This is a genomic window from Natronorubrum marinum, assembly GCF_052040125.1.
Classification (GTDB): domain Archaea; phylum Halobacteriota; class Halobacteria; order Halobacteriales; family Natrialbaceae; genus Natronorubrum.
This window is the reverse complement of record NZ_JBPPFV010000002.1, coordinates 1,138,556-1,156,366: the sequence shown is the minus strand read 5'-3', so window position 1 is coordinate 1,156,366 and position 17,811 is coordinate 1,138,556. Positions and strand designations below refer to the sequence as shown.

General features: G+C 65.3%; 23 protein-coding genes. 7 read left to right on the top strand and 16 right to left on the bottom strand.

From position 1 onward, the window contains the following. Positions 1 to 7 precede the first annotated feature (7 nt). Both ACSFC5_RS15450 and ACSFC5_RS15445 read right to left on the bottom strand, forming a co-directional pair. On the bottom strand, positions 8 to 466 hold the full coding sequence (locus ACSFC5_RS15450) for a hypothetical protein (protein ID WP_440766127.1): 459 nt from the start codon (positions 464 to 466) through the stop codon (positions 8 to 10). A gap of 117 nt (positions 467 to 583) precedes the next feature. Then, a complete protein-coding gene (locus ACSFC5_RS15445; RefSeq protein ID WP_440766126.1) occupies positions 584 to 772 on the bottom strand; it encodes an HVO_0649 family zinc finger protein in 189 nt (62 codons plus the stop codon). Between the two features lie 108 nt (positions 773 to 880). Between ACSFC5_RS15445 and ACSFC5_RS15440 the strand changes: the two genes are divergently transcribed. The 3 genes from ACSFC5_RS15440 (at position 881) to ACSFC5_RS15430 (ending at position 5,270) form a co-directional block, all read left to right on the top strand. Beyond that, positions 881 to 2,821, top strand: coding sequence for a bacterio-opsin activator domain-containing protein (locus ACSFC5_RS15440; protein ID WP_440766125.1), 1,941 nt, complete (start codon positions 881 to 883; stop codon positions 2,819 to 2,821). A gap of 97 nt (positions 2,822 to 2,918) precedes the next feature. Beyond that, entirely contained in the window at positions 2,919 to 3,113 is a 195-nt protein-coding gene (locus ACSFC5_RS15435; RefSeq protein ID WP_436347311.1) for a DUF1328 family protein, read from the top strand. A 234-nt stretch (positions 3,114 to 3,347) separates the two neighbouring features. Further along, entirely contained in the window at positions 3,348 to 5,270 is a 1,923-nt protein-coding gene (locus ACSFC5_RS15430; RefSeq protein WP_440766124.1) for an aldehyde ferredoxin oxidoreductase family protein, read from the top strand. A gap of 64 nt (positions 5,271 to 5,334) precedes the next feature. Here ACSFC5_RS15430 and ACSFC5_RS15425 read toward each other — a convergent pair whose 3' ends face one another. Continuing rightward, a complete protein-coding gene (locus ACSFC5_RS15425) occupies positions 5,335 to 5,688 on the bottom strand; it encodes a DUF2238 domain-containing protein (protein WP_440766123.1) in 354 nt (117 codons plus the stop codon). Between the two features lie 6 nt (positions 5,689 to 5,694). Between ACSFC5_RS15425 and ACSFC5_RS15420 the strand changes: the two genes are divergently transcribed. Then, positions 5,695 to 5,859, top strand: a complete 165-nt coding sequence (locus ACSFC5_RS15420) for a hypothetical protein (protein ID WP_440766122.1) — start codon at positions 5,695 to 5,697, stop codon at positions 5,857 to 5,859. Between the two features lie 170 nt (positions 5,860 to 6,029). Here ACSFC5_RS15420 and ACSFC5_RS15415 read toward each other — a convergent pair whose 3' ends face one another. Continuing rightward, the gene (locus tag ACSFC5_RS15415; protein WP_440766121.1) at positions 6,030 to 6,416 is read right to left on the bottom strand and encodes a helix-turn-helix domain-containing protein; all 387 of its coding nucleotides are present in this window, start codon (positions 6,414 to 6,416) and stop codon (positions 6,030 to 6,032) included. Positions 6,417 to 6,609: 193 nt separating this feature from the next. Here ACSFC5_RS15415 and ACSFC5_RS15410 point away from each other — a divergent pair, with 193 nt between their 5' ends. Together ACSFC5_RS15410 and ACSFC5_RS15405 are read left to right on the top strand one after the other, a co-directional pair. Next, entirely contained in the window at positions 6,610 to 7,272 is a 663-nt protein-coding gene (locus ACSFC5_RS15410; protein ID WP_440766313.1) for a helix-turn-helix domain-containing protein, read from the top strand. Between the two features lie 140 nt (positions 7,273 to 7,412). Next, complete coding sequence (locus ACSFC5_RS15405; RefSeq protein WP_440766120.1) at positions 7,413 to 7,562, top strand: DUF7560 family zinc ribbon protein; 150 nt, start codon at positions 7,413 to 7,415, stop codon at positions 7,560 to 7,562. Positions 7,563 to 7,595: 33 nt separating this feature from the next. Here ACSFC5_RS15405 and ACSFC5_RS15400 read toward each other — a convergent pair whose 3' ends face one another. The 12 genes from ACSFC5_RS15400 to ACSFC5_RS15345 form a co-directional block, all read right to left on the bottom strand. Then, positions 7,596 to 8,048, bottom strand: a complete 453-nt coding sequence (locus ACSFC5_RS15400; RefSeq protein WP_440766312.1) for a pyridoxamine 5'-phosphate oxidase family protein — start codon at positions 8,046 to 8,048, stop codon at positions 7,596 to 7,598. An 82-nt stretch (positions 8,049 to 8,130) separates the two neighbouring features. After that, positions 8,131 to 8,517 carry a DUF8048 family protein gene (locus ACSFC5_RS15395; RefSeq protein WP_440766119.1) on the bottom strand — a complete coding sequence of 129 codons (387 nt, stop codon included), beginning with the start codon at positions 8,515 to 8,517 and terminating at the stop codon, positions 8,131 to 8,133. After that, a complete protein-coding gene (locus tag ACSFC5_RS15390; protein ID WP_440766118.1) occupies positions 8,517 to 8,819 on the bottom strand; it encodes a MoaD-like domain-containing protein in 303 nt (100 codons plus the stop codon). Before ACSFC5_RS15390 ends, ACSFC5_RS15395 begins: the two co-directional genes overlap by 1 nt. Positions 8,820 to 8,903: 84 nt before the next feature. Continuing rightward, positions 8,904 to 9,218, bottom strand: a complete 315-nt coding sequence (locus ACSFC5_RS15385) for an AzlD family protein (protein WP_440766117.1) — start codon at positions 9,216 to 9,218, stop codon at positions 8,904 to 8,906. Next, positions 9,211 to 9,987 (bottom strand): AzlC family ABC transporter permease, encoded by a 777-nt coding sequence (locus ACSFC5_RS15380; protein ID WP_440766116.1) that lies wholly within the window; start codon positions 9,985 to 9,987, stop codon positions 9,211 to 9,213. The genes ACSFC5_RS15385 and ACSFC5_RS15380 overlap by 8 nt, the downstream gene beginning before the upstream one ends. A gap of 109 nt (positions 9,988 to 10,096) precedes the next feature. Further along, positions 10,097 to 11,443 (bottom strand): carboxylate--amine ligase, encoded by a 1,347-nt coding sequence (locus ACSFC5_RS15375; RefSeq protein WP_440766115.1) that lies wholly within the window; start codon positions 11,441 to 11,443, stop codon positions 10,097 to 10,099. A gap of 235 nt (positions 11,444 to 11,678) precedes the next feature. Next, on the bottom strand, positions 11,679 to 11,969 hold the full coding sequence (locus tag ACSFC5_RS15370; protein WP_440766114.1) for a ubiquitin-like small modifier protein 1: 291 nt from the start codon (positions 11,967 to 11,969) through the stop codon (positions 11,679 to 11,681). Positions 11,970 to 12,055: 86 nt separating this feature from the next. Then, a complete protein-coding gene (locus tag ACSFC5_RS15365; protein WP_440766113.1) occupies positions 12,056 to 12,406 on the bottom strand; it encodes a hypothetical protein in 351 nt (116 codons plus the stop codon). Positions 12,407 to 12,499: 93 nt separating this feature from the next. Next, positions 12,500 to 13,612 carry a glycosyltransferase gene (locus tag ACSFC5_RS15360; protein WP_440766112.1) on the bottom strand — a complete coding sequence of 371 codons (1,113 nt, stop codon included), beginning with the start codon at positions 13,610 to 13,612 and terminating at the stop codon, positions 12,500 to 12,502. A gap of 77 nt (positions 13,613 to 13,689) precedes the next feature. Then, positions 13,690 to 14,202, bottom strand: coding sequence for a hypothetical protein (locus ACSFC5_RS15355; RefSeq protein ID WP_440766311.1), 513 nt, complete (start codon positions 14,200 to 14,202; stop codon positions 13,690 to 13,692). A gap of 90 nt (positions 14,203 to 14,292) precedes the next feature. Continuing rightward, positions 14,293 to 14,679, bottom strand: a complete 387-nt coding sequence (locus ACSFC5_RS15350) for a DUF7971 family protein (protein WP_440766111.1) — start codon at positions 14,677 to 14,679, stop codon at positions 14,293 to 14,295. A gap of 78 nt (positions 14,680 to 14,757) precedes the next feature. Next, entirely contained in the window at positions 14,758 to 15,612 is an 855-nt protein-coding gene (locus ACSFC5_RS15345) for a GNAT family N-acetyltransferase (protein ID WP_440766110.1), read from the bottom strand. 1,175 nt (positions 15,613 to 16,787) lie between these two features. Between ACSFC5_RS15345 and ACSFC5_RS15340 the strand changes: the two genes are divergently transcribed. Next, a complete protein-coding gene (locus ACSFC5_RS15340) occupies positions 16,788 to 17,810 on the top strand; it encodes a Cdc6/Cdc18 family protein (RefSeq protein ID WP_440766109.1) in 1,023 nt (340 codons plus the stop codon). Position 17,811: the final 1 nt, after the last annotated feature.

Sequence of the window (17,811 nt, the reverse complement as noted above, 5' to 3'; positions counted from 1 at the left end):
CCAGCGCCTAAAGCGCCTTCGTCTGGGGTCGTGGTCCGTCCCGCTCTCGAGCGGGGGACTCGAGGCCGTCCCCGGTCGCGGGGCCCGCTTGAGGACCGGTGCTGTACAGTTTCTCGAAGTGGAACTGGACGCCCTCCTCGCGGCAGTACTGCCAGTAGTCGCCGAGGCGCTCCCTGTTCGGGGCCAGCAGTCGGAACTGCCACCCGCGATCGGTGTTTCGAATCGAGGGCACCTGCAGCCCGAGGGCGGCTATTTCGGGGGTCATGAACTTGGCGTCCGAACTCACGTAGATCTGATAGATGCGGCAATCCGTAAACTCCATCGCCACCTCCCACTCGGCCACCGTGTGATCGGTCTCGAGTAGGGATTCGAACGCCGAGAAGTCGGTATCGGATACCGAGTAGAAGACGATCGGGCCGGGTCGCTCCGGGTACGAGAGCGGTTGTGACTCGACCGTGATCGTCACACTGGAGCTCTCCCGGACGGTTGGAGTCAACGGGAGATTCTCGTGTGAAACGACCAACGCGGCGATGAAGCGCTGCCCCATCGAATCAGGAGACGATCGTCGCTGGAATCGGACCCGTTACAGACGCATCTCCCGTGTCTCGATCGCGTCGCAGGTCGGACAGACGAACTGGTAGGTGACGCGGCTTCCAGTGGTCGTGACACGCCAACTCCCGTCGTTGTCGTGGTACCCACACGCCGGACATTCTGGGTTCGAATCGTCGAATTTCGCTCGGAGTTGTTCGAACGGTGATCTGTACGCAGACATGTGTTACACTATGTCACGGCACACCATAACATTCGGGGGTACCTGTTCGTCGAGTAAACCGTTCGCCCATCACCGAGGTTCTTAGGCGTTCCCGCTCGAAGGACGTGTATGGAGAACGCCGATGCGGAGTACGGTGGCGGGGGACGGGCCACACCGGCAGCCGTAGCGCTCGAGACGGTCGTCGATCCCGTCGTTGCCGTCACGAGTGGGACGATCACGTACGCCAACGGCGCGGCGCGAGACGCGTTCGGACTGGTCGCCGACACGCGCGAAACCGGCGCGAGCGAGTGGGAGGCGGCGACCGTGTTTCCGTCGTGGCCGCGACTCGAGGACGAGATCCACGAGACGACGGCCGGTACGGTTCGTCGCGTGACGCTCGAAATCGACGACGACCGCGCCGACGAGACTGCCCCCGTTCGCTACGACGCGCGCATTCATCGCTCGACGGAGCGCGCGACGATCATGTTCGAGCCGGCGACCGGGGACGCCGACGAGCCCTCCTCGCCGGCCGAGAGCGACTACGCGGTCAAGGATCGGGCGATCAACGAGGCGCCGGTCGGGATCACTATCTCGGATCCGGACCGCGAGGACAACCCGCTCGTTTACGTCAACGACGCCTACGAGGAGATTACCGGCTACAAGTACGACGACGTTATCGGGCGCAACTGCCGATTCTTGCAGGGCGAGGACTCCAGCGAGGAGACCATCGCGGAGATGGCGGCGGCCATCGACGCGGAGCGCCCCGTCACCGTCGAACTGAAGAACTACCGCGAGGACGGCACCGAGTTCTGGAACGAGGTCACGATCGCTCCCGTCCGCGACGAGACGGGAACGGTTACCCACTACGTCGGGTTCCAGAACGACGTCACGGCCCGGAAGGAGGCCGAACTCGCGCTCGAGACCCGGACCGAGGAGCTCGAGTACCTCCTCGAGCGGATCGAGGGATTGATTCAGGACGTGACGGACGTCGTCGCCGGTGCGACCGATCGCTCCGGGCTCGAGATGGATGTCTGCGAGCGAATCGCCGCGGAGACGGGCTACGACGGCGCGTGGATCGGCGAGCGAAACCCCGCGACGGGGACGATCGACGTCCGAGCGAGCGCCGGCGAGTGTGGCGACACGTCGGACGTCACGACCGCCGGCGGCCACCCCGCAGCCACCGCGCTCGCCGAGACCGAGGCGGCTACGGGAACGCTCGAGGGAACGACTCACGCGTCGTTCCCCCTGTCGTACAACGGCATCGAGTACGGCGTCCTCACCGTTCGAACCGACCGGGATCGGCCGGTCGACGACCGCGAAACGGTGATCCTCTCCGCGCTGGCCCGCGCGGTCGCGAGCGGCGTCAACGCTCGCGAGACCAGCCGCGTTCTCGAAACCGATGCGGTCGTCGCCGTCGAACTCACGCTCACCGATCGGTCGCTCGCCCCCGTCGCCGTCTCCGCGGCGGCGGACTGTCGACTCGAGTACCGTCGCTCGGTCCACCGCACCGACGACGAGACGATGTCGCTGTTCACCGTCACCGGCCCCGACGCGACCGGGGAGGCCCTCGAGACGGCCGCGGCCGACGCCGGCCTCGACTGCCGGGTCGTCGTCGAGCGCGAGTCGGAGTGTCTGATCGAACTCGCGGGCGGGGACGACCTCGTCGGCTGGCTCTCCGAGCGCGGCGTCCGCACCGAGGCGATCGAGAGCGAGGCCGGTCGGGCACGTCTCACGCTCGAAATCCCCCGCTCGGCGAACGTCCGTTCGGTCGTCGAAGCCATCGAGGATCGGTACGAGGGGACCGACGTCGTCTCGTTCCAGCAGCGCGATCGCGACCCGGAGACGCGCCAGGAGTTCGCGGCGCGACTCGAACGAGACCTCACCGATCGACAGTTCGCCGCGTTACAGCGCGCGTATCTCAGCGGCTACTTCGAGTGGCCCCGACCGACGACCGGCGAGGAACTCGCCCAGACGATGGGCGTTTCGCGGCCGACGTTCCACGAACACCTGCGGACGGCCGAAGCGAAACTCTGTCGGGCGCTCTTCGACGAGGGTCAACTCTCGGGTTGATACCGCAGGCTGAATGCCAGGCTTACCCGACTGTAGTCGGGACTTAGGGATCTGGACGGTCGCCGAGGTTTATTTATCAGGTCGTGATAGCACCGCTATGTTCGATATCGCAACGTCGGTACCGCTGCAGATGGGCGGCGGCGGCTTCCTGTACTGGGCGCTAATCTTCTTCGTGCTCGCGATCGTCGCCGCGGCGGTCGGCGCTCGCGGCGTCGCCGGGATCTCGATGGAGATCGCCCGCATCTTCGTGCTGATCTTCATCATCCTCGCGATCGTCGCGCTCCTCCTGTAGCGGCCGCCGTCTCGAGTCCCCAGTTTCGTCTCGTTTCGGAACCGACTCGAGACCACCATCAGTTACGATCTGGCAGTATTTGCTCGCCAGTAGTCAGACAGTCATTCAACACGCGTTGACTGACTCTCTCACCTAGCCGTGATCAGATCGAATACGGAACGTAACGTACTTTGGTTACGATTGGGTGAGAACGACTAACAGCATAGGCGTCGAAGTGAACGGTGAGGAGTTATCATGACTGAACTCGGCGGATTTCAAGATAGGGTCGCCCGTGTGGATCTTTCGGACGGGGAGGTCGCGTACGAATCGATCGACGAGGAGGACGCGAAGAAGTACATCGGCGCACGGGGGCTCGGCGTAAAGTACGTCTTCGAACAAGGGGTAGACGTCGACCCGCTCGGTCCCGACAACCTGCTTGCCTTTATGAACGGGCCGCTGTCGGGCACGCAGGTGACGATGAGCGGCCGGATCGCCGTTTGTACCAAATCGCCGCTGACCGGTACCGTCACCGACAGCCACCACGGCGGCTGGTCCGGCGCGCGGCTCAAGTGGGCCGGCTTCGACGGCCTGCTGTTCGAGGGCGAAGCCGACGAGCCCGTCTACGCCGTCGTCGAGGACGGCGAGATCGAACTGCGAGACGCTTCCCACCTCTGGGGCGAGGGGTTTCACGACACCCGCGACGCACTCGAGGAGGAAGTAGACGGCTCCTACGGGAAGAACCTCAGCGTTATGGGGATCGGTCCCGGCGGCGAGAACGGCGTCAAGTACGCCTGCATCATGAACGAGGACGACCGGGCCTCGGGTCGCGGCGGCACGGGCTGTGTGATGGGATCGAAGAACCTCAAGGCCATCGTCGTCAAATCCAACACCCGGATGCCCCAGCCGGCGGATCCGGAGACGTTCAAGGAAGGTCACCAGCAGGCCATGCAGGCCATCACGGAGTCCGACGTCACCGCGCCGAACGAGGGCGGCCTCTCGATGTACGGGACGAACGTCCTGATGAACATCGGCGAGGAGATGGACGGCCTGCCGACGAAGAACGGCCGGTACACCTCGACCGAAGCCATGCGCGACGCGGAGGGTGTCGATATCGACGCCGAGCGCGTCTCCGGGGAGAACGTCCGCGAGAACATCCTCGTCGACGAACCGACCTGTCACTCCTGTCCGGTCGCCTGTAAGAAGGAAGTCGAGGTGACGGCGATGCACAAGGGCGAGGAGATGAACGTCCGCACGGAGTCCTACGAGTACGAGTCGGCCTACGCGCTCGGGCCAAACTCCGGTCACACCGACCGCGACGCCATCGCGCTCATGCTTGACCGCTGTAACGACATGGGTCTCGACACCATCGACGCGGGGAACATGATGGCGATGGCGATGGAGATGACCGAGGAGGGCAAACTCGAGGGCGTCGGCGAACTCGACTGGGGCGATACCGAGACGATGATCGACATGCTCGAACAGATCGCCCACCGCGAGACCGACCTCGCGGATCTGCTGGCCGAAGGGCCGCGCCGGGTCGCCGAGGCGAGAGACGCCCACGAGAACTCGCTGGCCGTCAAGGGCCAGACCATCGCGGCTTACGACCCCCGCTGCATGAAGGGGATGGGCATCGGCTACGCCACCTCGAACCGCGGGGCTTGCCACCTGCGGGGCTACACCCCCGCCGCCGAAATCTTGGGCATTCCGGAGAAGGTCGATCCCTACGAGTACGAAGGCAAGGGCGAACTCACCGCCGCCTTCCAGGATCTCCACGCCATCAGCGACTCGTTCGACATCTGCAAGTTCAACGCCTTCGCGGAGGGCATCGAGGAGTACGTCCTCCAGTACAACGGCATGACCGGACTGGACGTCGGTGAGGAGGACCTCCTCGAGGCCGGCGAGCGGATCTACAACCTCGAGCGCTACTACAACAACCTCGTCGGCTTCGACGGCGACGACGACTCGCTGCCCGCGCGATTCCTCGAGGACGGCATCCGCGGACAGGGCGCAAGCGAGGGCGAGTACTGCGAACTCGAGGAGATGAAAGCGGAGTACTACGACCACCGCGGCTGGGTCGACGGCGTCGTGCCGGACGAGAAACTCGAGGAACTCGGCATCGATCTCGGGCCGGGAACGGGCGTCTCGGTGGGCGACTCGCCCGCGCCGGCGGACGACTGAGGGGGTCCTCGACCCCGTCTCGGAGTCGGGTCACCGCTTCGTTTTTTGTGCGACCCGCTCCCGCTCAGTCCGTCGTCTCCGACTCGCTCGAGGCGGACGACGAGTCGTCCTCGAGCAGGCGCCAGCCCTCGAGCCGATCCGTCACGGCGTCGGTGAGGTCCGTGAGGTACGGCAGCCCCCACGCAGCGACGACGATGGCACCGATCGTGTTGAAGACGATGTCGGTCATCGTGTCGTCGAGGCCGTGTTGGGCCAGGGGCATCTGGATGCCGGCGTAATCGGCGACGATGTCCTGGGCGAACTCGCCGATCTCCCAGAAGACGCCGAAGGAGAGCACGAAGAGCACGACGAAACTCGGAACGAGCACCGGCGGGAGGTGGATCTCCTCGCGCAGTTCGTCTTCGACGGCGCGATCCAAACGACTGTGGTCGCGCTGCTCGTCGTCTCGACCGGCTACACGCTGATCAGAAAACCGCTCGCGAGCGCGGGCGAGTGGCTCCTCGAGCGCGCTCCCGATCACGTCGTCTCGGCCGTCCCGGACCGATGTCTCGCGATGATCGACGAGGAACGCGACGCGCGTACCGACTGACGCGGCACCGTCGCTACGGCTGTCGATCGTCGGAATCGAGGACGAACGATGTCGTCGAAACGAACGAAAACGGAGTAGAGAGGGTCGCTCGAGCGGATCGGACTGGCTGAACCGGATCGGCCGTCCGCTACGATCATCTCGAGCGGTGGCTCGCGGATGCGTCGAGACGATCAGTCGTCGGCGACGGCGTAGGGTGCGCTGGCGTCGGTATCGGTGTCGGGTTTCGTCATCTCGATCGCGATGTCGCCGCCGTCGACCGAGACGAGGACGTCGTCGAAGCACTTGCGGTACTCCGTCGCGTGCTTGCCGGAGGTGTTGATTCGGACCCGCTCCTCGACGAGGTCGGCCTCGGTCAGCTTCTCCACCTTCCGGTAGGCCGTCGACATCGGAATCTCACACTGCTCGGAGAGCTCGGTTGCGGTCAACGACTCCTCGCTCGTCGCCTCGAGGATGGCTCGGCAGGCGTCGTCGTCCAGCGCGCCGAGCACCGCGCCGGCGTCGACCGCGTCGTCGGTTGCTGGCCATCCTCGCTTCGTGGTGGGGTTCGTAGCGGACATTGTCTTCACTCTGTAGTAACGGCCGGCCACCCTCCAATTGGGCCCCACTAAATACAGGGTGCTTTATATGGGGTGGCGCAACTCGGACGTTCGAGGCGGTCTCGAGTCCGTTTGCTCGGGGGTCGAACGGCGGGTTCCCATCGAACGGGCACGGACGCAGGGTTTAGGGGGCAGCCAGCCCCATCCGCACACGATGCCCTCGGGGATTCGCGCGGAGATCAAGATAGACGATCCGGCCGGCTGCGTCGTCACGCAGGCCGCCGAAGCGGCGAACGGCAACGTTCAGTCCGTCTCGAAGAGCACGAGTCCGGACGCGCCGGAGCGCGTCTCCGAGGAGTTCATGCTCGAAGCCGAGGAGTACCCCGACGCGTTCGACGCCGATGTCGAACTGACGTCGATCTTCTCCTACGGCACGAGCGAGGTGTACCGATTCGGTCGCGAGCTCGGTCGCGGCTGTCCCTGCGAGTGGATCGAGCGCCACGACTCGCCCGTGGTCGACGTCCGAACGCGGGGGTCCGCACTCTTCCTCACTTTCCACGCGCCGGATATGGAAGGGTTGCAGGCGATCATCGGCGACCTCAAGGCGCAGTTCTCGAACCTCGACGTCCAGCGACTGCTCCAGTCCCAGCAGGACCACGCCGAGACGAACCTCGTCTTCGTCGACCGGAGCACGCTGACCGCGCGGCAGTTAGAGGTCCTCGAGACGGCCCACCGGATGGGCTACTTCGAACACCCCAAACGGGCCAACGCCGGCGAGGTCGCCGAGGCGCTCGAGATTACGAGCACGACGTTCACCGAACACCTCGCGGCCGCACAGACGAAACTCCTCGACGCGATCCTCGAGTACGATGACTGAACATCGACCCGACGGCCTCCGCATCGATGAAAACCCCTCGGAACCGACTGCGAGTCTGCGGTGAACCGCAACCCTATATATAGTGGACGCACAGCTATGAACGTAGACAACGCACGACTCAGACGACTACCGACCCCTACATGAGCAGATACGAATTTACCTGTCCCGACTGCGGCCAAGCGATCGAGGTCAACGAGGAGATGCGCGAGGCCACGTTAGAACACGGCTGTCCGGTTTGTGGGAGCGACGTCACGGCAGCGGATTTCGCCGCCGAGCAACAGTCGAACTGACCGGTCGATCCTCGATGGCTACGACTCGCTTCGTTACTCCTCGCGGTCGACGTCAGTTCGCCGCCCGCTGAGCGACTCCGGCTCGAGTCGGTAAAGTTCGATATCGAGGTCTTTCTTCCCCTGTGCCCAGATTTCGAACAGCGGGCGCTTCGCGTCGCCGTACTGGGTGATCTGTTCGGGCGTCAGCTCCGCCGGCGGGATGTTTTCTAAGCTCCCCGTGGCGATGACGCTCCGGTAGGTCGACTCTACCTCGTCGTAGACGACGAGCCGCGCCCCCGGTGAGGACTCGAGGAACTGTCGTTTCTCGCTCTCCGGCGTCGACACCAGCCGCATATAGAACTCGCGCTCGTCGCCGTCGTACCCGTACGAAATCGGAATCGCGTAGGGATCGTCGGTGCGCGCGAGCGAGAGCACCCCCGTCTCGTGCTGACCGAGGAAGTCGTCGATCTCCGCGTCGCTCATTTCGGTCTCCTGATCGATAGCCATCGTCTCAGTGTCTCGAGCAAGGAGGAACACGGTCTTTATAGTTGCCATCGTCGTCGAATCGCGCTCGAGTCCTCGGCTGCGGTCAGTTTCCCGTCCGACCGTCGCGGTCGTCGCCGGTTCCGATACAGACCGGTTCTCTGATCTCGAGTGCGGACTCGAACGCCGCCTCCTGCCCGGTTCGGCGACCGATCCGCAGCAGCTGTTCCTCGTGTGCGCGACGGACCGCCGACCGCTCGCGCCCGTTCAGGTCGAGATCGTCGCCGAGTTCGTCCCAGTGGCCCCACTCCACCAGAAACACCTCGAGATTCTCGTCAGCGTAGCAGCGTTCGTACTCGCGACGGTACCGCTCGTGGGACGGCCCCAGCAGCGCCTGTGCCCGATCCACGAGCGTTGGCAGTCGCTCCGGCGGCACGCTCGCCTTCGCGGCCGTCAGTACGAGCACCTGTCCCTCGATCGGGTCGCCGACCATCAACCCCCCGCTCGCATCGCCTTCTGGGCGAACTCTTCGATCAGCGGCTCGAGAGGATCGGCTTCGGTCCCGTCGCTCTCGCCGTCACCATCGCTTCGGTTCTCCGTCCCCTCGAAGACGACCGTCACTTCGGTGAGCGTCAACGACGGGCCGATGGCGACCGGTTCCGAGGAGAGCGTCGCCGTCCAGTCGTCGCCCACGACGGTATCGTCGGCGACCTGCTCGCCGCCCAAATTCGTCAGATACCGAACGGCGAGCCGTTCGGAGATGCCGCGAAAAGATCGTTCGACCTGCGTTCCCATAGCCGTCTTTCGAGAGCGATCCAGATAAATCCGACCCGGCGGCGATACTCGGCGAGACGCGGGACGACGAGCGATCGCGCGCATTCAGACGACCGCTCTGAACACCACCACGGCGAGGACGCCCGCACACAGCGCCAGCAGGATGTTCTCGGTTCGCCACATCACGGCGAGGACGACCCCCGCGGCGGCCCACTCGGCAGGACCGCCGGCCGCGAGCTCCGGGCTGAGGACGGCGATCACGATCGCACCCGGCAGGATATCGAGTCCGGCCTCGACTCGTTCGCTCACGTCGAATCGACGGACGAGCCAGATGCCGCCGACTTTCGCGATCACCGTGACGACGGCCATCGCGAGGATGACGCCGACGACGAGCGGGTCGAGCGACAGTAGCTCAACCATCGTGTCGCATCACCTCGACCGCGGCCGCGGCCAGTCCGCCGATCAGGATGTACCACCGCCCAGGGAGCACGTTTGCGGCGACGACGCTCGTCCCCAGCGCGACGAGCCACGGCACCAGCGTCGATCGTCCCTCCCAGAGTTCGGACGCGAGGGCGACGAACACGGCGGCGAGGATGAAGTCGAAGCCGTACTGGTCCGGATCGCCGACCGATTCGCCCGCGAGGACGCCCAGAACCGTCGAACCGACCCAGAACAGCCAGAGTACGATCCCGCTCCCGAGCAGGAACGCGCCGCGGCCGCTGCCGGTTTTCAGCTCGCGCATCGTCAGCGCCCAGTTCTCGTCGGCCATCATCACGAGGCTTCCGTAGATCTGTGGCGGCGAGAGGTGGCGAAACCAGGGCTGGAGCGCCGCGCCCATCAGCGAGTACCGGAGGTTGACCGCGAACGTCGTGGCGACGATTGCGGCGACCGGAATCGGGTCCGCCCAGAGTTCGACGGCGATGATCTGGGAGGCCCCGGCCAGCACCGTCGCGCTCATCAGGGCCGCTTCCGCGACGCTCAGCCCGGCCTGGTTGGCCAGCACGCCGAAGGCGATCCCGTAGCCGCCGACGCCGATCGCGATCGGAATCCCGGTGAGAAAGCCGGCGCGGATCCCTTCCCAGCCGAACGTAACCTCGTTGTTATCCGGCGCCCGTTCCGGCATCGCGTCGTCGACGGATGGATTCGACTCTCGAGGGGCGTCCGTGCTCGACTCCGAATCCATCGCCATCGCGTATCTCACTCTGCGACCGCCGGCGCGTAAAGCGTTCTCGGAATCGGAACGATTAGTGCTATCACTCGTCAGGTCTCGTCTCGCTTCGACCGGTCCGGCCGATCGACTACTGTTCGACTGGCTGCGACCGCCCACTTCGAGTTTCAGCGACGTCTGCGGCCTCACGCCAGTCGACGGGTCGCGCCGTACCGCTGGCTCGCCGGCCGAACTCGGACAGCCCGCGTCCCTCGAGAACGCCCCTGTCGAGCGTGATGAGCGCGTCCTGCAGGAACGGCCAGGGATCGTCGCGACTCAGCACGTCGACGTTGGGCTGTTCGTAACAGGAGCGAGCGATCTCTCGAATCGTGTTCGGGAGCGACGGTCGGTCGACGAGGTCCGACTCTTCGCGCAGGAGACTGAAGAGGTAGGCCAGTTCGCCCTTCAGGTAGTGACAGCCGACGCCGAGATCGTAGCCGGCTTCGATCTCGTCGGCGCGATCGGTCGCCAGCTGCCAGTAGTAGCGTGGGAAGTCCGCGCCCATCTGGACGTTCGCCGAAAGCGAGGTCCACATCCGCGGGTTGATCTCGGTTAGGTAGAATTCGCCCGTCTCGGGGTGGCGCATGTACTCGATGCAGGCGAGTCCGTGCCACTCGAGTTCCTCGAGCAACGCCTCTGCGGCTTCCTGCAGGTCGTCGTCGAAGACGGACTCGCGGTAGACGCCGCCGCCGCCGGTGTACGACGCCCCCCGGAGCTGTCTGTGCTGGACTGACGCCAGCAATTCGCCGTGATCGTAAAGCGCGCCGACCATGTACTCCTCCTCGATCGGGACGAACTCCTGGACGATGGGATCGTGGCCGAACGTCTCCCGCAGTTGTTCGACGTTCGGCGTCGTTCCCGCTTGGAGGTGTTCGACGGTTTTGCTTTGTCGCACCCGATCCGGCGGCACCGAGTCGACGTACTCGTCGACGAGGAGGTTGTACCGGGATTTGACGATGGACGGCGTCTCGATCGTTTCGACGTCCTCGAGCGGGCGCGTTTCGGGGACCGGGACGCCGGCGGCGTCCGCAGCTTCCGCCAGGCGTACTCGATCGTGGACGCGCCTGAGCGTCTCGAGCGTCGGCCACGGCGTCGCGACGTGTTCGGCGAACGCCTCTCGGTACGTCGAGAGGACGTAGATATCCGGCTCGCGGACCGGGACGATCGTCCGGACGTCGTCGCGTCGGGCGAGCGCGAGCAGGGCGTCGGCGTACGCCTCGAGGTTCGTCGTCGGATCGGGGACTAGGACGGCTTCGTCGCAGTGTCTCGAGGAGAACGATTTCGCCGTCGGATCTTCGGAGACGACGACGGTGTGGGCACCGCGCGGGGACAGAGAGCGGAGACAGGCGTCGGTACTCGGGACGGAGACGGCCGGCACGACGATCGATCCGTTCCGGTCGCCGCCGTCACTCGAGGTGACAGTCTTTCTGGAGAACATGTAGTTCAAGGGCCGATGGATGTCTCGGACGGCTCGTACAATAGCCGGTCGGCGTGAAACTGCAAGTACGCCATTCGTTCACAAGACCTCGCAGCGGACGGGGCGATCGCTCTCGAGCGACCGAAACCGGCCGGTATCGTCCTCGTTCGCTCACGGACCGGCTATCAACGTGCGCTCGGTCACGCCACGAGACGATTGCGCACCCGCGGCGGACGACTCCCGTTCGGCCCCGCCGTCAGCCACCGGCGACCGGCGGAAACACCGACAGTCGGTCGCCGTCCTCGAGTGCCGTCTCGACGCCCGCCATGTGGGTCACGTCGCGGCCGTTTTTGAGCACGCTCAGCTGCGGTCTGATCGCGACGCCGTCGTCGCCGTCCTCGAGTAGCTGGCCCTCGAGCCCCTCGTACGCCGCCTCGAGGCTGGCCAGTACGTCGCCCACCGAATCGCCGTCGTCGAACGTCTCCACTCGCTCTTTCTGTCCGACTGCCTCTCGAAAGGTGGCGAAAAAACGCAGTTCGATCTCCATATCGGATGGTCGTCTGCGCTCGTCATAAGTCCGGGTGGCCGACGACGTCGGTCGCACGGATTTCATCGCGAGCGGGGCACGGCCCGTCAGGCCGCAGAGGTCGTCGGCGAGGACGTGTACGTGACCGAGTCGACCTCCGCGGCCTCGAGGGCCTCGTCGATCGCACTGGATCCCGCTTCCGCCGCCGCGTCGCTATCGTCCGCCTCGACGACGATGGTGACGGAGAACGCGACGCTAACCGTGTACGGATCGAACGGGCCGGTGGGGTGTTCGTAGATGTCGGCGTCGTCGACCGCCCAGTCTGCGATCGTTCCGTCGGCGTCGAGCGCCTCGAGCGCCGATGCGAGTTCCTCGGTCGCTCCGTCGCAGGCGGTCGTGTCGCTTCCCCCGTGGAGGGTGACGAGCGTCGTTCCCGTCCGCGAGACTGCAAACTTCATACGCTCTCTACCGACCGCGAGGGTTTGAACGCTTGGTCTGTCCTCACGCGCTTTCGTTCGAATTCGTCGGCGCGGCCGCGAGGAACGGAAGGGTTACCGCTCGAGGTCGTCGTAGATCCGTCCCAACTGTTCGAGCGAGTGGTCGACCGAGAGCATGCGCCGCCGTCTGCGACAGAGATCAGCGAGTCGGTCGCCTTCGGCCAGCGTCCGCCGGATCGCCCAGCGGAACTCCTCGAGATCGCCGCGATCGTAGCGGTAGCCCGTCTCGCCTTCGATGACGCTGTCGACGAGCGCGCCCGCGTCGACCGCGACGACCGGCGTCCCGCAGGCGGTCGCCTCGAGCGCAACCAGTCCCTGCGTTTCGACCGGGCTCGGGAAGACGAACGCGTCGAGGGACGAGTAGAATTCGGGCAACTCCTCGCGCTCGAGAAAGCCCAGGAACCGAACGTCGGCGTCGACCGCCTCGGCGCGGGCCTCGAGCGATTCCCGCGCGGGACCGTCGCCCGCGAGGACGAGCACGTAGTCGGTGCCGGCGACGGCGTCGATCGCCTCTTCGAGGTTCTTTTCGGGACCGTGACGGCCGGTGTAGCCGAGCAGTGGGCCGTCGGGAAGGTCGTAGCGATTTCGGAACGGTTCCGGATCGACCGGTCGGAAGAACTCGGTATCGATGCCGTTCGAGACGACCGTCGCCTCGACGTCCGCGTCGATGTGCTCCAGGAGGTGCCGGCGGGCGAACGAGGTCGGCGCGGTGACGTGATCGACGCGCTCGAAAAAGGCCTGTTCGTACGCCCTGCACGTCCGTTTGAAGCTCGGAACGAGCGACTCTGGAACGTGCTGGTGGACGCGATCCTCGAGCAGGGTGTGGTAGGAGGCGACGACGGGAACGTCCCGCTTGCGGGCGAACCGGACGCCCGCCGCGCCGACGGTGAAGGGCGTGTGAACGTGGACGACGTCGGGCGTCTCGAGGCCGTCGGGGATCGCCGGCAGCCCCAGCCGGTAGCGCGGGTACAGCGGCGCGCCGACGCTCGGAAGCGAGAACTCGCCATCGCAGGCTTCGTAGCCGTCCATCTCGGCGAAGACGATATTCATCGTCCCGCCTCGGTAGCGCTGCCATCGGTCGCGCCAGAGCACGATCGTGTAGGTGACCCCGTTGACCGTCGGGAGGTAGAGATCGGTGAACGCGGCGACGTCGTCCGTATCGACCATTGATCGACGATCCATCGGCCACGATCAAATCTGTTCCGAACGTCGACAGGTCTGCTCGCCCGACTGTGCTGTCGACCTCACCGGTCCGGCCGATCGATTCGAAACGCGACGTCGTGTCTCGAGAGCAGCGATCGCATCCGGTCGACGCCGCCGGTCGTGTCCCAGCCCTCGGCGGTGTAGTGTTTGTACGGGTGGCGAAGCCACGAGTACTCCCGGTGAGCGAAGATGTCGACAGCGTCGGTACCGTCCACGAAGAGGGCTACGTGTAGTTGCCAGGTCGAAAGCGGCGACGGTCGTCGGGCCCAACTGCCCGCGGAGAGCCGGCCGTCCCGGTGGACCTTCAGGGAGGCGACCGGCTCCGGCGCGAACGACATCGCCTCGAGTTCCGAGCGAAACTCGCCGAGCCCGTACTGGACCGTCCCCACGTACTCGTCTGGGTGTTGAATACACTGCGCGAAGCCGCCGAGGGGCTCCTTGATCCGGTGGAGCGTCGGCAGGACGCGACGGCGAACGCGCGTCGTCAGGTCGATCGCGGTCCCGTCCGCAACCTCGGCTCCGCCGTCACGGTCGTCAATCGGTGAGTTGTCGATCGATGCCACGGAAGTTCGTATTCGAGTACGACGGCATAGCCATTGTGGCTTCCGCTTCCGGAACGTTCCACCAGCTCTCCCGGGCGATCGCTACATATCCTGCAGCCGAATCCCGTCCTCGACCAGGCGGGCGTTTCGCTCCCGGTCGAGGTGCTCGCCGAGCTCGTCGTGTGCGTGCAGTTGTGCGATCACGTCCGCGTAGAGCGTCCGCCACGCGATCGCGTAGATCGGCGACTGGCCCCACGCTCGCAGTTCCGGCACGAGGTCGTCGTAGGTCTCGTGGCGCTGTTCGAAGCGATCGATCGCCTCGAGGACGCGAGCCGCGGCCTCGCGGTCGTCTTCCGCGTCCTCGATCGCGCGATTCAGTCGCTGCTCCCAGCCGGCGACCGCTTCCTGCATGTCCGCGGCGGCGGTCTCGTCGTCGGCCGGCAGTCGCTCCAGCACCGGGTTCGGCACGCCGAGTGAGATTTCGTCCATACCGGACGTACACGACGGGCCGGCAAGAAACTACGGCTCCGACGCGCGACCCCGGTGAGCCGTCCCGCGCTTCGACGACTACGGCCACGTCGCCAGCATCACTTCGTCGACGTAGGCGTCGTCGATCCGGTACTGATCGACGTGTTCGCCCTCGCGCTGCCAGCCGTTGTCCTCCAAGAACTCGATCGCCGCCTCGTTCGTCGCGGGAACGTGCTGGTAGATCTTGTGGTAGTCGGCCTCGCCGGCCCACTCGAGCCCGTACTCGAGGAGGTTCGAACCGACCCCCGCGCGGCGGAACTCGGGATCGACGCCGACGGTCAGTTCGGCGGTGTGACGCAGCGAGGGCAGTTCGTGGGCGTCGACGTGGAGCCAGCCGATCACGTGCGACTCGCTCCCGGCGTCGGTCGCCGGTTCGTCAGCGTCTTCGGACTCGCCGTCGTCGTCCTCGGATTCGAGGACCGCGACGAAGAACACCCGCGAGCGCTCCTCGTTCGCCCGAGCGAGCGCGGACTCGCGCTCGAGTTGCGTCGCGACGTTTTCCGCAACGATGTACGTTCCGCCGTCGGCGACCTCGCGCATCGTCTCGACGATGCCGTCGCGGTCTTCCTCGCGGGCCAGTCTGAGGGTTACGGTGCCGGCCTCGCACTCGAACTCAGTCGGCGTCGCCGAGAAGGCGACGCGGACCTTCCCGTTCGATTCGGTCAGGTAGCCCCGATCTTTCAGCGACTCGAGACAGGCCTCGAGGTCCGCCGTCGGCGGACAGACCGATTCGGTGTACGTGCCGGACCGGGCCGGTTTGGAGTGCGTGGTTCCCGAATCGACGCGAATCGATCGGGCGAGTTCGTTGGGGTCGACGGCACCGTTTCGCTCGACGTACTCGTAGACGGTTCGCTGAATCTCGTCGTCGAACGAAAACGTCGGATGGACGCTCATAGGGTGATGACCGCCGAGCGACCGTATTAGTATGGTGCCTGTATCGTCCGGCAGCGATCGGTGACCGACTCGAGAGCCGGGTTCGTCGTCCGTCGACCGGCCGTCTCGCCCTCGGACGGTCGCGACGACTCACGCACGCAGCGTCGTATTGCGCGCTTCGATCGATTTCCGGCGGGACAGCCACGGTAGTGTCCTTTGCTGTACTGTCCACCGTGGCCGCACACGCCGAATTTAGTATAGCACTATTTGATTTATTCTCTGAACTGGTGCCCTCGTTTACGAAGAACGTCCTCTCAGACCGATCGTATCGCCACCGTATCCTCAAATTGTGATGTCGCTCGCGAGCTATCCCGGGCCGAGGCGCACGCGACTGCAGCCGGAACCGCCTCGGAATCGGCCGTCGGTCGATCGGTTCGCCGCTCGAGTTCCGGTCGGTCGACCTTCTAACCCGAACACTGCTCGAGGTAGTCGAACGACTCCGGCAGTCAGAACAGCTTCGATGGTTGCGAGGGTCACAGTTCGAGTCGTCCGTTCGAAGCCGACTCGTGGATCGAGTTCCCCGATGGTTCATTCGCCAGTAGAACTCGTGATACCCGATGGGGTGTCCATTTTCTATACGCGCGTGTAAGCCATACGGGCAGCCGGTCGAAATCGATTCCCGGTCTCGGATCTCGGCGTTTCTCGATACCCGTTCGAACCGCTCGACTCCGGGGTTCGAGGAGTGCGTTGGGCACTCGATACCTCCCGAAGGAGATCACTCGAGTCGGGGCGACACGATACCATTTTCGATGCGTGAGTTGACTCGATCGGGTACTACTGATCGCTGTGCTGGGATTGGCGAGCGATGGCTGCCGTCGGTTCCGACTCGAGAAGCGCGGATCTCTCGTTTGGGTTCGGTCGCGTGGCGGTCGCGCGGAGTCGTCGCTCGCGAGCCGTGCCTTCGGCGTCGACGGAGCCCCCGTCCCCGCTCTGTCGACCCGCTACGAACCATTGCTTGAGGCTGCATTCGTCCAACCGGTTCGACCACCTCGCGCCTCCCGCAGCTGGGGCTGAGATTCGATGCGATCGGACCGAACGACGGGGAATAAATTCTATATCGCGATACAAAATCCCTTTCGGAACTTTCGGAAGCCGGACGCCACCGTTTACAACGGTCGACGGCAAACAGAGCGGCTGTGATCGTCGACGACCGGGTCCTGCGCGAGGATTTCGTGCCCAGCGAGGTGGTCCACCGCCACGACGAGGTGAACCTCCTCTCCGAGTCCCTTGAGCCGCTGCTGTACGGCCGACGAGCGGATCCAGCCTTCTGTTTCGGACCGACGGGCGTCGGAAAGACCTGCATCGCCCGCTACACGCTCGCCCAGCTTCGCGAACAGGAGCCCACGGTCGAAGTCGCCTACGTCAACTGTTGGCAGGAGTACACCCGATTTCGAGTGCTCTACAGCGTCCTCGAGGCCGTCGGGCGGACGATCGACATCCATCGATCGACGCCGAAAGACGAACTGTTCGGCCGACTGCGCGAGACGGACGACAGTCCGATCGTCGTCATCCTCGATGAAGTCGACCAGTTGGAGGAGACCGCGGCGCTGTACGATCTCCACCGACTGGGCCACGTCTCGCTCGTCCTGATCGCCAACCGCGAGGAGGAGTTGTTCGCGGGCTTCGACGATCGGGTGCGGTCGCGGCTCCGGGCGGGAACCCGCGTCCGGTTCGATCGCTACGGCACCGACGAACTCGCGACCATCCTCGCGGAACGGGCGGACAAGGCGCTCGAGCCGGGCTGCGTGAGCGACGAGCAGTTGCGGACGATCGCCGACGCCGCATCGGGGGACGCCCGGGTCGGGATCGGGATCCTGCGGTCGGCTGCCCGGCGAGCGAGCCAGCAAGGCCACGAGCGCGTGACGGACGACGTGCTCGAGGCGGCGATTCCGGACGCGCGGACGGCGATCCGGCGCAAGACCGTCGAGGGGCTGATCGAACACCAGCGGGTGCTGTACGATATCGTCGCGGACGTCGGCGAGATCGAACCCGGCGACCTCTACGACGAGTACGAACGGCGGGTCGACGACCCGAAGACGAACCGGACGCTGCGCAACTATCTGACGAAGATGGTCCACTACGACCTGATCGAGGCCGTCGGCGAACGCCGTGGACGGACCTACCGGATCATCGACGACGACGCGGTCGATCACGAGTAGC